The following is a 15,018-nucleotide window of genomic DNA, read 5'->3' as shown; positions in this document are numbered from 1 at the left end:
CGTGCGGGCTACGATGTCTAACTTGTTGACTCGCAACCGTCATGGCTCTCCATGGCCGTTGTCTGTGGTCGGGATAGCTCCAGAAGCACTGGAGATGGGCTGTCATCTTGAGAGAGGGGCGGAGATGATCAGAACCGTCGCCGATTTTATTCTCAAACTCATGGAGAAGGAGCGCGAAGTTCTGGACACCACAGATATCACACACGGGCCAACGATAGGCGATATGTACGAAGGTCTTTCTTGTTCATCTATTAGCACGCGCTATACCTCCAGGGCTTGATTTGAGATTGGTTTCTGGTTTTATAACTGACGGACTGGGGAATAGGTCAGGCCAAATTGACTGTATGGTAGTCCGTGGCGAAGGTGTATCAATCCCTTGCGCGGATCATTTCATTTGGCATATCGAGAAAGTTGTTGCGGTATTTGAGGTCAAGAAGACGCTTTATTCTGCCCAACTGGCAGAGGCAATTCGGCATCTGAATGAGATCAAAGATATCGACCACTCGTACAGTCAAACTTTCAAAAGCCGAGGAGGCGAGACGACAGACATTCAGTCTGCCCAACGTGTGTACGCAGAGACGACGGGCAGAATCGCGCCTAACTATGATGAACTTCAATCTCTTCCGTTTCACCTTGAGATGCTCTTCCATACGCTCGTAATGGAGCATTTTAGTCCACTGCGGATCATTATCGGCTATCATGGATTAAAATCTGAACACGGGTTTCGCAAGGCTCTCTATGAATACTTCGCGGCGAATATCGGCGTGAAGGGGTTTGGGGTCGGAAACGTTCCCCAGCTGATAGTTTCAGGCAGGTATTCGCTCCTCAAGGCGAACGGTCAACCCTTTTCTGCCCCGCTAGTCGATGACGATTGGTGGCCATTCTATTTATCGACTCCCGTGAACCCCATACTAATGATTCTGGAAGCGATATGGACGCGGCTCGATCGGCTATACGACATCGGCGATCCCTGGGGTGAGGACCTTGAGCTGGAAGTGCCGCATGCATTTCTTCTGGCCAAGGCAGGCAAGGGCGAAGGTGGTCAGGTGGGCTGGCACTATCGATTCGTCAACGACACGGCGGCCTCGCTGAGAAGGTTGGGGGATGTTGAGGATTGGGAACCAAGTTTTCTATCGAACCTGCAATGGGTAGTTATCAATGGGCTCTGCCAAGGTAAGACTGTCAGGTTCGATGACGGCTCGTTGATTTCATTTCTTAGAGCGCAAGGAGTTGAAGATCTCGACCGCTTCTGGTCGGAACTGATTGAAACTCGTCTCGTGGCGCAATCTAGTGATGGATGTCAACTTGTGCTTATTGCCACCGACTGTGCTACAGCATTCTTGGCCGACGGGCGTATTGTTGCGGCTGAGAATAATACTGGTCGGCTCTTTCGCTGGCTCAACAGGAATATCGAACGCAGAGAATAGGAGATCAATCTCGGGCTGGAACAATCGACTCGGAGTGAGGCGTCAAGGCGGCCTCGAAGACACCGGCGAGCGGCACCTGTGGCGAGACAGGCTGCCGAACCTCCGTAGCACCCGGGCGGCAGGCGCTGCGGAACAACGAGAAGATCAGCTCTGAATGGCTTCACCCAGGCGATTGAGCACGCGATGCGATCGACGTCTACCCGGGCCCGCCGGGAGGGCGGAGCGTCTCCCGGCGGGTACTCGTCGCGCCCGGGCACCGCGGCCGTGTCGGCCGCCTGTCGCCACGTGTACGGTCAGTCCACGGGAACCCGGATAGGGACGTCAAAGGGCTTCTTGTTTAGGCCAGTCCGGAGATTGCGGCAACCTGATGCCTCACACATGAAGAACTCATTGACGAACTTCCGGCCTAAGCGATTCTTGAGCCAAGTACTCTCGGCATCGGTGAGGTTGCGGTGCGTTTCGTCGCTGTCGCAGGTCCAGCAGTACAGTTTCAAGCTCAGGACACCTCTTGGAGTGGACTATTGAGCAGCCGTCATGCTATGCATCGCGTTGGGCGGCCGGCAGCGTGAAAACTGGACAACTTGTGCAGCGCGTGAGTCAATCTGCGCATGAAGCAGCCCGGACAGCCTTTCGATCACGAGTTGTCGCTCCATGGCAAGATCGTTAGGGTCGCTCTGGCAATGGTTAGCAACAACGGTTGCCACGATGAGTCGTTTGAGTGATGAGACAACAGGCGGGACCGAGAAGGCTTTCTGCTGCTTCTGCGCGATAGAGAAACGGGTGTGGCGGACCCCGAATCGACCGGAGTGCTCGCAGACGCTGGTTCGGATTGTCTTCGGTCTTCGGTAGCCGATCACCGGCCACCCGTCACGTGCCGTCTCTCTCACTGGCCAGCAACTTCCGGCTAGTCCGGCCACCCCTCACCATCGGCAGGGGGATGGAAGAGCAATGGACAAACCGATGAGAGCATTTAGAGATCGCGGCTCCGGCCGCATAAGGGGAAACTCACGGAATGACGAGGCGATGCTCAGGAGATGCCGGGAGCTCTGTGGCTGGGCCTTGATGCCGATGGCTGAACTGGCATACGCCCGGAGCGGGTGTAGACGACTCGGAGCTGGTCGTCGAGGCCCCGGAGGCCAGGAGACCTGCGGGTCTGAAGAGCCCAGGAGGGGGCACGTCTACTGGCGGCAGGGGCGTTGATGCCGGGGATTCGGGGGAGGGGGCGTTCCAGCGGTAGCGCGAGGGGGATGGCCTTGCGGGTGGCGGTGTCGAGGTGGGCGCGGGGGAGGTCGGCGCCGAGGGAGCGGGCGCTGGTGGTGAGCGTTTCGTTGGCTCGACCTGCCGCGGTGGCGATGGTGTGAAAGGTGTTGCACAGCTCGTCGAGCTGGTGGGCGGGGAGGGCGTACCAGCGGAGGGTGCTGCCGAGCTTGACGGGGCGGTGCTCGGGGGCGTCGGTGACGAGGTTGTGCTGGATGCGGCCGAGGAGGTACGGGCCGGCGTCGGCGAGGTAGTGGGCTGTTGCCAGGGACCGGTGGAGGTTGACGACGACGGTTCGGAGACCTTCGGCGTCGGGGGCGATGTCGGCGGTGGGGCGTGGCTGGGGTGCGCGGGTCGTGGGCTGCCACTGGTCTCCGTAGAGGAGTTGGCCGATGCGGAGGCTGATGTCGGCGGCTGCGACGGTTACCCGGTGTGGTTGCGTCTTGGGCATCGGGTTCGCCCGGCCGGTGTGGACGTCCGTGTAGCTGAAGCGGGGGAGCGCCGGGTGCTCTCGGGGGTCGGAGAGATCGACGATCCGGTGGAAGGACTGGGCGAGGGCCTGCCACTGCTTGGCCGCGTCGCGGAGGTCGTTGGCGGTCTGCCGCAGGTGTTCTTGGTTCGCGGAGGGCCGGTCCTGCGAGAGGTGGATCAGGGTTCGCCCGGTCAGGAGGTGGCCGAGGGTGAAGTATCGGGCGATCTGCTGGAGGTCCGAGCCGCTGAGCGGTGCTTCCGTCTCGTTGACGACCTGGAAGGTGCTGAGCAGGATGCGGTCGCAGTCCTCGGCCATACGCTCCAGCAAGGTCGCCCGCTCGGGCTGTGTGTTCCGTGGGGCGGCGACGAGGGGCAGCTCGCAGAACTCCCACAGAGTGGGGGATGCGCTCTGCCGGCCGAGGATGACGGCTTGGTGCATCGCCTCCTGGGCCAGCCGGAGGTCGGCGGTGGTCTCTGCGCTCCCGGCGTGGGGTGCCAGCTGTTGGACCAAGCCGCCGGTGTGCCAGGCGAGCTCGGTGATGCGGGTGAAGACGTAGTTCTGTGCGTCGGCGGCGCCCAGGAGGTACAGGTACGGGCTGCGCGGGGTGTTGTCCGGGCCGCGGTGACCGTTCAACAGGTCGCGGGAGACACCCAGGTGCACCCGTGCCTGCTCCAGATGCGGCTCGGGTCGGCCGGTGGCGATGCCGTTGGCTTCGCACCGTTGCAAGGCTCGGGCCAGGTGCTGTTCGGCGATGGCGAAGTTGCTCCTGAGGGGTGCCAGCCGCCGACCCAGCACCGTGCGCGACCCCGGGACCTGAGCCGCCATGCGGGCGACGTGGTCCGGGTAGGCACGCAGGGACTGGAAGAAGTCGTGTACCTGGGACAGCAGTGCGAGTGTCTCCTCCGGCGGGAGGGATTGAGGTAGCGCTGATGCCGCGGCGCGGAGCGCTGAGGCTGAGGCGTCGAACGCGGCGCCGAGCGTCAGGGGCATGGTCAGCCAGCCCGCAGTGAGTCGAGCATCTCGGCGGCCTCGTGGGCCAGCTCCGCTACTTCGTTGAGGTCGTCCGGCCGGAGGAACTCCGCGCCGGCATGTCCCAGTGGGAGTGAGCGGAGAGCTCGATGGACTTGTCGTAGAAGGGCCGCGCACTCGTTGATGCTCTCCTCAGGTGTTCCGGGGAGAGGAAGGGGTTGGCCGCTTCTGGGGAGTGGGAGCAACGCCCGTCCCGCGGTGCAGGTTTGTGCTGCCGAGAGAGCGCGGATCTCGTCGAATTCCTCCTCCCATACAACGCCGTCGGCAGCGCGCTGTCCTAGGTCGAATGCCTCCCAACTGGCGTTCAGCACGTCGAGAGGAGGAGAGCCTTGGAGGATGGAATGCAGATCATTCAATGTGGTGGGAGCCGCCATGGCGCGTTTCCAGGTGTTTAGGAATCGGTTTGACGGCATAGTGCCATGCCTCGGCGGTAGAGGCGCGGATGTCGGGATGCCGCTGTGGACAACCCGGCTCGTGGGTTCGGAACACGGCGCGTCCAAGGAAACGTGAGCGTCCGGGGCGGCGTGTGCCGTCCCGGGCGCCCGGTCACCGGCCGTGTCGGGTCACGCCTGGCGAAGGCGCAGTGAGAGCCAGCAGCCGCCGTTGCGGCTGTCGGTGTCGACCCCGATGGTCAGCGGGCCGTTCGGGTAGGCCGTGCGGTACTGGCCCTGCGGGACGTAGCCCTGGCACTGCCCGTTGTTCTCGAACTCCGGGAACCACTGCACGTCGACGACGACGTCCGAGCGGCCGGACACGGAGAAGGTGAGGTTGCACCAGCCCTCCCGCTGGTCGGTGTCGGCCCCCAGCAGCGGCCCGAACGCCCGGAACTGGTTCACCGGCGCCTGGTGCGTGCCCTGGTTCCCGCACTGCGTCGCCCCGTTGCCGCCGTGACTGGCCTGCCAGGTGTAGGAGAGCGACAGCCCCGCGACGCTCCCGTCCCCGTCGTACACGCCGAACGCCAGCTGACACCCCTGGTTGCGCTGGTCGGTGTCGATGAGAATCGGCGAGGACCACCCCGGCGCGGCGGCCCACTGCTGGCCCGTCGCGCCACGGCACTGCGAGGGATTGTTGGGATTGTCGGCGTAGAACTGCACCCCGATCTCCGGCGCGACCGCCAACGCCCCCGGCGGTCTGCTCGATGACGTAGCGGAGCGTGGCGAGGTCCCGGATGTCCGGGCTGCCCTTGCGGGGGATGACGGGCAGGATCCCATGCTTGCGCAGTTCGCGGCGGTTGGGGTTGCTGTCGTAGCCGTTGTCGCCGAGCAGCGCGTCGGCGGCGCCTGCGGGGACGGCCGGGGCGGCCGGCCACGGGGGGAATGCCGTCGACCAGGCCCGGGGTCTGGGTGACGTCGTTGACGTTGGCGGCGGTGGTATGACTTTGAACGGGGCGCCGTTCCCGTCGCTGATCAGGTGGTGCTTGCTGCCCGTCTTGCCCCGGTTGACCGGCGACGGGCCGGTCGCCTCGTCCCCTTTTTCGCCTTCACGTGGGAGGCGTCCACGCAGGCCCGCGACCAGTCGATCTCGCCGGCGGCGTTGCGTTCGGCCAGCGGGATGCGGTGCAGCTGGTCGAAGACCCCGGCCTGGTGCCATCGGCCCAGCCGCCAGCACGTCTGGCCGGAGCCGGAGCCGGAGCCGGAGCTCCAGCGGCAGCTGCTGCCAGGTGATGCCGGTGTACAGCACGAACAGGATGCCCTGCAGACACCGGCGGTCATCCACCGGTCGCGGCCCCGGCGACCGCTGCGGCCACGCGGGTAACAGCGGCTCGATCACCGCCCACAACCCGTCGTCCACGATCCACGGCCTGTTGCTCACACCCTCACGAACGACCAAACGGCCACGCCGGACACGCCCACCAGCACCCCATCACAAGATCGTGTTACGAGCCCATAGGGTTGTTCACCGACTACACATCGCCCGTCGTCCAAAACCGTCGTCGGATCCAGAGACCATTCATCAACGCCAGACACTGAACGGCACAGGTACGTCATGGAAGACAGAGTTCTCGTCTACACCCGAACACCGCTCGACGAGTACACGGACTCGCTGAGCAACAGCATCCACCTCGCGTTGAGCGAAGACGGAGCACCGTTTGAGCCGCTCAACCAGAACTACGGGATCCTGTTTCCCGAAGCCACGGTGAGCGAGCACAACACGATCCTGGAGAAGGGCGCCAAGAACCCCTTCCTGTTCCGCACGAGAGAAGGCGGGTTCGGGCTGGTCGCCGTCCGTGTCGCACCCCGGGGAGCACAGGACGAGGAAAGCCGTGGCTGTGTCCTGGTGTGGACGTCGACCGATCTGACGGAGTTCCGATCCCGAGGGCTCCTTCGGTTGCACAACTCCCTGCATGTCGATGCCGTCGCGTGTCAGTACGACGAGGCGGTCGGCGCGTACGAGCTTCTGTGGCGAGACGCTGAGGGAAACATGTATGTGAACCAGGTTGTCGACCTCGCAGGAGGAGGATCAAAGGGGCCTCGGCCGGCATCCCGGTTCCCGCAGGTTGCGGACCCCTGCAACCTGACGGACATCAACCCGGGGAACCTGCTCGCGGTGGAACCGTCAATCGCGCAAGCCGTTCGGGACCGGTGGACGCCCCTGGCGCATACGGAAACCCGCGTCCCCAGGACTGTCGTCGCGTCCTCCCTGTCGGAACTGGCCGCGGTGAAGGCGACAGCCGTCTACTCCGACGGCTCCACGGCCGACAAGTCTGTCGCCTGGGACACCAGTGCAGTGGACTTCTCGGCGCCGGGAACCTACCGAGTCTCCGGCACGGTGCAGACTCCCGTTCACCCCTTCCCATTGGCGCGCGGGTACGCGGACCCGGTGATTCTGCCCTGGGAAGGGAAGTACTACTACATCGCGACCAACGACAACGTGGACGACATCGGCCTCTACGTCCGAGAGTCCGAGACGATCAACGGCTTGTTCGACGACGGGTTCCGCGAGCAGGTGATCCTCGACGCGGACGAGAGCAAGGGCTTCGTGCAGACCTTCTGGGCCCCTGAGTTCCACCAGATCGGCAACGACCTCTATATCTTGTTCGCTGTCAGCGGCACCGAGTGGGGGCCACAGTGCCACATGATGCGACTCAAGAAGGGTCACGACATCATGCAGGCCGACAGTTGGGAGACCCCCGTACGGGTCCGGAAGGCCGACGGCTCCTACTTGGCCGAGAGTGGCAGCATCACGCTGGACATGACCTACTTCAAGGCTGACGAGAGGTGCTTCCTCGTCTGGTCATTCCGGACAGGTCTGGACTCGCCGATGGACTCGGGCAGCATGGTCTACATCGCGGAGACGACCGTGGCTGATCCCACTCGTCTCATCAGTGAACCGGTGTTGCTGACGCGCCCGCTGTACGGCTGGGAGAACGTGCAGGGGACGATCAACAACGAAGGCCCGTACCCGTTCCTGACCGACGAGACCGTGTACATCACGTACTCCGGTGGAGCGGCCAGAGGCTACACCTACTCCATCGGGATGCTGAGTATTCCCCGAGGCGGTGACTACCTGGCTGCCTCCGCATGGTCCAAGGCGATCACGCCGGTCCTGAACTACCAGTCGGTGGAAGGGCTCTATGGTGCCGGGCACAACTCCCTCTTCACCGACTACGACGGCAACACCTGGATCTGCTACCACGCGGTCGCCTCGCCCGTGGGTCACGATGTGGTCTCGTCCGCGATGCACCGAGTCCACTTCGGCAGGGACGGAGTTCCCGTCTTCAACCTCAGCCCGGCCCGCGACCTGCGAGAGGAACTGACCGACGTTCGCCTCGAAGTGGTGGTGCCCTGATGTCGGAGGACAGGCCCTACCTCGGGCTGACGGCATCGGCGAACGGCCTGGGCGGCACCCGGACCTGGTAGGAGGTCCGGGTGCCGTCGTCACACGACGGCGGTGAGGTGGAAGACCGGGGCCTGCACAGCAGCAGGGTGGGGAGCTGGAGACCCACCTCGGCGAGCAGCCGGCCTGAGAGCACGAGTGGTGCGGTGGCGCTCAGCCAGCTCGGGGCGCCCACTCGGTCCGTGGTGCGCCGACGTCGTTCCGCACCTGCACCGTGTAGCGGCGGTCGGGGTCGAGCCCGGGCAGCCGCAACCGGTCAGCGAGGGACTCCTCGGGCTGGGCGACCGCCGCGACGGTCCACAGGGCTTGTGATCGATCATGAGCGACGACGCCGCGCACCCGCAACGCGGGGTCGACGTCGTCGGGGTGGATCACGGTACCGCTGTGCAGGAGGTCGCGAAGCTCGCGGTAGAGCGCCCCGTACGCGCGGACCGACCTGAGCTCGGCGTCGTCGCAGCCGAGCAGGTCCCATTCGAGCCCGGCATGGCCTTGGAGGCCGACGGCGGCCCGGAAGGAAAGGTCGGTGACGCGGTGCGAGGAGTGCGCGGGGGAGGGGCCGACGTGGGCGCCTGCCCCGCTGGCGCGAACACAAGGGCATTGCCGCCCGGCACTGCGCCACTCCCACGCCAACCAATCTGCTACTCAGCCAAGTTGGAAACGGCTCATGATCGTGTTACGAGCTCTGAGGCGCTGGATCAGACCTCGGGGATGCTTGCTCGACCGGGTGCCTGGGCGAGGTGTGTCGGGTGCCGACGTCTGCCAGGGCTGGCCGTCGGGCCGTAGGCGGACGTGAGGCGGTCGTCGAGGTCTCGCTGTGCGCGACCGGCGGGTGCCGGGGATGGATCGGTCTCCCGAAGGTGCGCTGCCTCCCGCAGATCCGGGCGGTGGAGGTGCGGGTGCTGATGGGCGGCGTCGCGTCGGCTGCTGTTCGCGGCCAGCCGCCAGCGCGCGATGGCCTGGGATGCGGCGGCGTGGTCGGCGGCTTGTACGGGTTCGGTCGGCCGGTCGCCGATGGGCGCGTGTTCGGCGCCGTGGTCCCAGAGGCTGCGGTAGACGGTGATGGTGTGGGCGGTGTTGTCCCAGAGGGGGCGTAGTCGGTCGCCGGGTGCCGGGCGGGGGCCGAGGGTGGTGAGCCAGGGCGGGGCTTCGGTGGCGAGTCGGGCGGCGTGGATGGGTGGTGGTTCGTCGACCTGTTGGGCTGTGCGCCAGAGGGCGCGGTGGTGGCTGTGTTCGGGGGGTGGTGCGGGGCCGGTGGGGTCGGTGCCCTGGTAGCCGGACAGGTCGCGGTAGGCGGCTGCGGCGGTGAGGCGGTCGCGCCAGGCCACGGCGTTGGGGATGTGCTGCGGCTCGGGGCCGTAGGCCGCGGGCCAGCCGTCGCCGGTGCGGGCCTGGTGCTGGGCCGTCTCGGCGAGGGCGGTGGCGCGTTCGGTGAGCTGGTGGGCCAGGGCGTGGGCGTAGGTGAGGCGGTCGTCGGTGGTGTCGGGCGTGGGGAGGTGGAGGCCGAGGGTCGACAGGAGGTCGTTCGAGTCGGCGGTGGGGGTCGTCTCGTAGGTGTGTGCGGTGTCCGGGCGCGCGGCGTTGAGAGCGAGGCGGAAGGCGTCGGGGTTGCCGCCTTCGTTCGGGTCGAGGGCGCGGCGGTTGCGGGCGTGGAGGATCGCGGCGGCGTCGTGGGAGGGCTGGTCGTCGACCGTGGGGATGAGGCGCTGGGTGTACGTGGTCTTCAGCAGGCGGTCGGTGTCGATGCCGTTGTCGGCGAGGCGGAGGAGTTGGTCGCGCAGCGCCGGCCAGGCGGGTGCGGCGGAGAGTTGGCGGGCGGCGCGGGGGCCGAGGATGTCCGCGATGGCGTTGATGCTGTCGGCTTCGGCGATGTCGCGCAGGACCTGTCGGAGCCGTGGCTCGTGGGTGCGCAGCGACTCGGCCTCGTCGAACGCGGCGCGCTGGCGGGCGGTGGCCGAGAGCTGGGTGCCGTCCCTGGAGACTACTGCGGCCCACAGCTGCCGGCCGGTGCGGTCTGGGGCCGGCTCGCCGGTTTCGAGGTTGAGCTGGTCGCGGCAGACGAGGTAGGCGTGGTTCTCCAGGGCCCCGCGGGTGAGGGCGGGGTAGGCGCCGTTGCGGTCCATGCCCGGGACGATCAGCGCGTGGCCGGTGTGCACGGTCACCCCCTGGGCGCGGGTGTGGGTGAGGGCGTAGCCGAGCTCGGCGGCGCCTGCGCAGTACGGGCGCGGGAGGGTGAGGCGACCGCCTGTGCGGCCGTGCCGGACGCAGAGGTCGCCGGCCGAGGTGACGGCAAGGACAGTCCAGACGTCGCCGTTCCTGACGTACTGCTGGGGACGGTTGGTGCACGTCAGGCGACGGTCGTTGACGCGGGTGACGATCTGGTCGCCGGCGCCGGCACGGTTGCCATCGGCCAGCTCGACGGTCGTCGCGTCGTCGACCAGGCCGGCCGCGACGCGTGCGGAGCGAGCGGTGTGCGAGAGCTGGGCGACCAGGGCGTTGGTGGGCGCGATGAGGATGCTCGTCAGGCCCTCGGCGGTGTCCGCGTGCCACGCCTCGTACGCCTGATGCAGCATCGCGTCGAGCGTTCCCTCGTGCAGGCGTCCACGGGTGGCGTACGCCTGCCACGACGTGTCGGCGTCGCCATGGGAGACGGCCGCGGCGGCCTCGACCTCCCACCGGCGGGGCGTGCCGTCCGCGTTGCGGAAACGGCGCATCTCGGTGAGCCGGAGGCTGCCGGCATCGCTGGCGATGAGGTCCAGCGCGCCGCCGGCGCCGGGCGCGCCGAGCTGGCGCGGGTCGCCGACCGGCAGCATCCGTCCGCCGGCGGCCTCGACCTGGCGGAGGAGGGCGTGCAGGGCGCCGGTGTCCGTCTGGCCGGCCTCGTCGACGATCACGACGGCGTTCGGCGGGAGGGTCCACTCCGGGCTGCCGGGCGCGTAGGTCTCGGACATGAAGCGCCAACGAGCGAGGTTCTCGGCGCGGATGCCGGCCTGCTCGGCGAGGTTGTCCGCCTGGACCTGACCGGTGGCCAGGCCGAGCACGGGGAGGCCGTGCGCGTCGGCGACCTCGCGCACCAGCGCCATGATCGTGGTCTTCCCGGTGCCGGCCCGGCCGGTGATTGCCTGGACGCGAGTGGCGCCGGTGAACACGGCGTGCACGATGCCCCGCTGCTCGGCGGACGGCACGAAGCCGCGGCGTTCGTCGCCCGCCGGGAGCGCGGCGTCGACCTGGCTCGGCGTCAGCCGAACGACCGGCGCCGGCCGTTTCGCCGCCTCGACGAGGTCGGCCTCCTTCGCCTTCAGGCCGTGGCTGGTGTAGCGGGCGGAGCCGTACGGAACGAAGACGGGCGTCCCGTCCTCGCGGCGGTAACGGTCCGGCACGGGAACCGGCTCCGGCGCCGTCACCAACTCGCACCGGGACGGGTCCAGCACCTCCCGCACGACGCGTTCGGCGCACTCCGGCCAGCCGGTGTGGAGGTGCCAGCCAGCCGCGACGAGCTGCCGGTACGCCTCGGCCTCGACGTTCGCCCGCGTCCAGGTCTCGCGGTCGCCTTCGAGCGTTTCCAGGACGCGGGCGACGACCTCGGACAGCGGGTGCGGGGCCGGTGGCGCGCCTCGGGAGGCGCGGCGGGCGCGTGCCAGCAGGCGTTTCGGGCTACGGATGCCGAGGGTCTTCGCGCGAGCCCGCCACTGCCGGCGTTCGTCCTCCGCGTCGAGTGCGTGCTTGTCGGGGCGGGCGGTGAGCGTCGCGCGTTGGGCCAGGTCGTACTCCTCGGCCCGGGTCGGCTCCCGCCCGTTGAGCTCCCGGAACTCCGACAGCAGCGCGGCGAGGTTCCGCTCGGTCTGCGCTCGGCGCGCGGAGAAGCCGCGGATCGCGGCGTCGGGGACGCCGAGGAACTCGCGCACGGGCCGCTTGTCCGGACGGATGGAGTCCATACGCGGCGCGGCCAGAACGCCGAACGCCTCGTACATCCCGCGCTCCACCTCGGCCGTGTACTGCGCCGACAGGGAAACGGCCAGCCGGTGCAGGTGCCGAGCATCGAGCGCCAGCCATCGGCCGTCGGCGGTGCGCACCTTGCCCGAGATCGCGATGTGGCGGTGCCAGTCCGGATCGCCGGCCCGGCTCGAACGGTGCTCGAACGCGGCGGCGATCAACCCCTCCCCGCGTACCTGCACCACCCCGCCCGGACCGCTCCGCGTCCAGCACGCCTCCCGCTCCAGCCGGCAGAAGACGGTACGGAACGCCGCGCGCTCGACCTCCTCAAGGCGGGCCCGGGTAGCGTCGTCGGCGGTGCCCCAGAGGATCGCGAAGCTCTTGACGGGGGAGAAGACCATCTCCCAGCCGGAGCGCGCGGTACGGTTGCCGACCTGCTGCGCCTGGGCGCGGAGCTGTTCCCGCCGGGCGGGGGAGGCGCTCGGCTCGGCCGCCAGCAGCACGGCCAGGTGCTCGTCGGCGGTGGGGTAGCGCGGCCAGGCCCTCCCCAGCGGCCGGCCGGTGACCGGATCGACGCCGTCCTTGAACAACGCGTCGGCCTGCTCCTGGGCGACCTGGCCACCGAGTCCGAGCGCGGCGGCCTGGGTCCCGACCCACTCGCCGGGCGTGTCCCCACCCGAGGACCAGTAGGCGGTGGCCTCGTGCCGACCCAGCGTCACATCACCGCTGAGCACGGTCCGGAGCAGATAGTCGATGCCCGAACCGGCGCTGATCGGGTGCAGAGTGATCATGGCTCACCACCCGGCCTTGGGCGGAGCCGCTGCGCGCCAGACACACCTGATCACACCAAGTGACTTTACGACGTCAGGACGCTACCGGGCCGGAGTGCAAACGGTGTGCCTGAAGATGATCTTGAAAAGGCTGAGCATCTGAGATGGCTCTGCTGGCTGCTGTGGTGGAGTCGTCTCGGTGTCTGTCTCGACGTCATAGGTGGCCAGGATGATGGTGACAGGTGCTTAACCGTCATCGGCTGTTCGCTCAGACTGGTGCATGCGAGGTAACCCGCAGGTGCCACATTCGGCGCGGCGTGACCGGATCGCATTTCCGAACGTTTATGGCCGGGGCAACCTGTGCGCTATGGCAACGCGACACGACCAGGAGATGCAAGAACGGCGTCGACGCCTGCGTAAGCGACAGGAACAGGAGCGCCAGGAGGTGAGGCGCCGCCAACAAGCCGAGGCGGCGGCGTTGAACGACTTGGATAGCGCCGCCGAGCGGCTGCGGGCCGCTCAGGCCGCGATGGCCGAAGCGGTGACCCGGGCGCTGGAGGCGTTTCCGTCCGTTGATGACCTGGCGGAGATGACACCGTTCGACGTGCGTGAGCTCCGCGCCTACGAGCGTCGCCACCGACGCGAGAAGCATGGAACGCACGCGGCTTTGCCGGGCGCTCGGGACCACGTTCCGCTGGAGCAGCCGGGAGACAACACGCGCGCTGGTGTGACTGCGCCCCCGACGCGTAGCTGAACCAGGGACGTGGGAGCACCTAGCGTTCCCTCACGCCGTCGGGTAGCCCCCGACGCTGAGCCCTCTCTGCTTCTCGCAGCCGGGCCTTGTAGCGGCCGAGCGCGCGGCGCTGCCGCCACGTCTTCCCCGCTGGAAGAAGTTCGACGTAGCCCCATGCCTTCCGGCGAGCTGCGCGTGCGCGCGATAAGTCGCGCGCTTGGAGAGCGATCTGGAGGCTGACCATCGCTTCGTCGAGCGCCATCAGGACGTCAGCTTCCGGCGCAGCACCGGTGGGCGGGGCGTTTTGCTGTCTTGGAGACCGTTGGTCCCACGTGGGCCCTCCGCCTGTCAGTCGAGGCTGGTAGCGCGGCCTAGGCATGGTCACTCACTCCCCTGCATCAAACTGGGGCCGACGGCCAGCCGGCTGCCAGCCCTTGGGCGGAGTCGTCGTCGAGTTGGACCAACTGCTGGCTCCGTGGTTGCCCCCATCACAGCCCGTTGTTCTCTCCGGCGGCATCGGCCCAGGGGGTCGGACGTGCGGTCCCGAGTGCTGAACAACCTCGCGCAGGCGAGGAAGATCTCCAGGAGCGCCCTGCTGACGATCGTTTCTCGACACTGCGGCATACCAGGACACCCGTTCGCACTGCCCTGGTGCCGGTGTCCCTGGGACACTGCTGCCGTCGATGTCTGGCAGGGAGAGTGTCTTGGACTTCGTGACTGTACTGCTGCTGTTACTGCTGCTCGCCGTCTCAGGCCTGGCGCGACAGTGGGTGCTATACCCATGCCGTGTGAGCGAGTGGCGCTACGCCTTCGGCGGAGAGAACAGTGAGGAACGCCAGGCCCTGCACAAGGCTCGTCGACAGAAGCGGGGGGTGGAGGAGAAACATCGCTTCGAGACAGCGGAGCTTAAGCGAAAGTTGTCTGCTCAGCTCAGGACACACCAGGAGCGCATCCGGCTGCTTGAGGGCGACCGAGAGGCTCTGCTGAGGCCAGGGTGGGGGAGCCGAGTGTCGGGAGGTTCCTTGGGGCTTTTACGGCTGCACGAGCACGTCCTGATCTCTGTGAAGGTGGCACCTGAGGGAGAGCAGGACGATACCGACGTCGAGTGGAAACTGGACCTGGCCGGGCTTGAGGTGGATAGGCCGGTATACGAGTCGCAGTTCATCTATCTGCACCTGGCTGACGCGAAGCGGAATCGGAGGACCGCCACCTTCTCCCGCGAACATTTTCAGGGTCCCACAGTGGAGGCCTTCGCTGATCTGATCCACAACCAAGCCTTGACGGAGGCTTCGCGACTTGCCAAACAGAAGGGCCAGCTTGAGGCAAACTCTGAGCAGTTGCGGCAGGCCAAGGCGAAACGGACACAGGTAGAGGAGGAAGGACGCCGGCGACAGGCCGAGTTGTATCAGGCTCAGAGCGCAGACGAGGCAGGACTTAGTAGCTGTTGTCTTTCCGGACTTGAGGACGGCGTTTTCGCTGTTCAGGCATAGGGTCTGTGATTCCGTGGGAGTGGTGGCCTGTCGTGTCGTCGCTCCCCGGGAGGTCGCGGATGCCGTCGGTTGT

General features: G+C 66.9%; 9 protein-coding genes. 4 read left to right on the top strand and 5 right to left on the bottom strand.

Going from position 1 to position 15,018, the window contains the following annotated elements:
- Positions 1–221 precede the first annotated feature (221 nt).
- A complete protein-coding gene (locus ABGB06_RS38590; RefSeq protein WP_347600172.1) occupies positions 222–1,427 on the top strand; it encodes a DUF6602 domain-containing protein in 1,206 nt (401 codons plus the stop codon).
- Between the two features lie 293 nt (positions 1,428–1,720).
- Here ABGB06_RS38590 and ABGB06_RS38585 read toward each other — a convergent pair whose 3' ends face one another.
- The 3 genes from ABGB06_RS38585 to ABGB06_RS38575 form a co-directional block, all read right to left on the bottom strand.
- Positions 1,721–1,915: a hypothetical protein gene (locus ABGB06_RS38585; protein WP_347600169.1), complete on the bottom strand. Its 195-nt coding sequence runs from the start codon at positions 1,913–1,915 to the stop codon at positions 1,721–1,723.
- Positions 1,916–2,454: 539 nt separating this feature from the next.
- Complete coding sequence (locus ABGB06_RS38580) at positions 2,455–4,146, bottom strand: hypothetical protein (protein ID WP_347600131.1); 1,692 nt, start codon at positions 4,144–4,146, stop codon at positions 2,455–2,457.
- A 602-nt stretch (positions 4,147–4,748) separates the two neighbouring features.
- A complete protein-coding gene (locus ABGB06_RS38575; protein ID WP_347600128.1) occupies positions 4,749–5,279 on the bottom strand; it encodes a hypothetical protein in 531 nt (176 codons plus the stop codon).
- An 892-nt stretch (positions 5,280–6,171) separates the two neighbouring features.
- Here ABGB06_RS38575 and ABGB06_RS38570 point away from each other — a divergent pair.
- Positions 6,172–7,974: a family 43 glycosylhydrolase gene (locus ABGB06_RS38570; RefSeq protein ID WP_347600126.1), complete on the top strand. Its 1,803-nt coding sequence runs from the start codon at positions 6,172–6,174 to the stop codon at positions 7,972–7,974.
- A gap of 201 nt (positions 7,975–8,175) precedes the next feature.
- On the opposite strand, the gene ABGB06_RS38565 is transcribed toward ABGB06_RS38570, so the two are convergent.
- Together ABGB06_RS38565 and mobF are read right to left on the bottom strand one after the other, a co-directional pair.
- Positions 8,176–8,652: an alpha-galactosidase gene (locus ABGB06_RS38565; protein WP_347600123.1), complete on the bottom strand. Its 477-nt coding sequence runs from the start codon at positions 8,650–8,652 to the stop codon at positions 8,176–8,178.
- Between the two features lie 65 nt (positions 8,653–8,717).
- Positions 8,718–12,743, bottom strand: a complete 4,026-nt coding sequence (gene mobF, locus ABGB06_RS38560; RefSeq protein WP_347600121.1) for a MobF family relaxase — start codon at positions 12,741–12,743, stop codon at positions 8,718–8,720.
- 346 nt (positions 12,744–13,089) lie between these two features.
- On the opposite strand from mobF, the gene ABGB06_RS38555 reads away from it, so the two are divergent.
- Together ABGB06_RS38555 and ABGB06_RS38550 are read left to right on the top strand one after the other, a co-directional pair.
- A complete protein-coding gene (locus tag ABGB06_RS38555) occupies positions 13,090–13,476 on the top strand; it encodes a hypothetical protein (protein ID WP_347600118.1) in 387 nt (128 codons plus the stop codon).
- 662 nt (positions 13,477–14,138) lie between these two features.
- Positions 14,139–14,945, top strand: coding sequence for a hypothetical protein (locus tag ABGB06_RS38550; RefSeq protein ID WP_347600115.1), 807 nt, complete (start codon positions 14,139–14,141; stop codon positions 14,943–14,945).
- Positions 14,946–15,018 lie beyond the last annotated feature (73 nt).

This window comes from Streptomyces sp. B6B3 (genome assembly GCF_039871525.1).
GTDB lineage: Bacteria > Actinomycetota > Actinomycetes > Streptomycetales > Streptomycetaceae > Streptomyces.
Note: the sequence above shows the minus strand (reverse complement) of the source record. Positions and strands in the feature narration are given on the sequence as shown.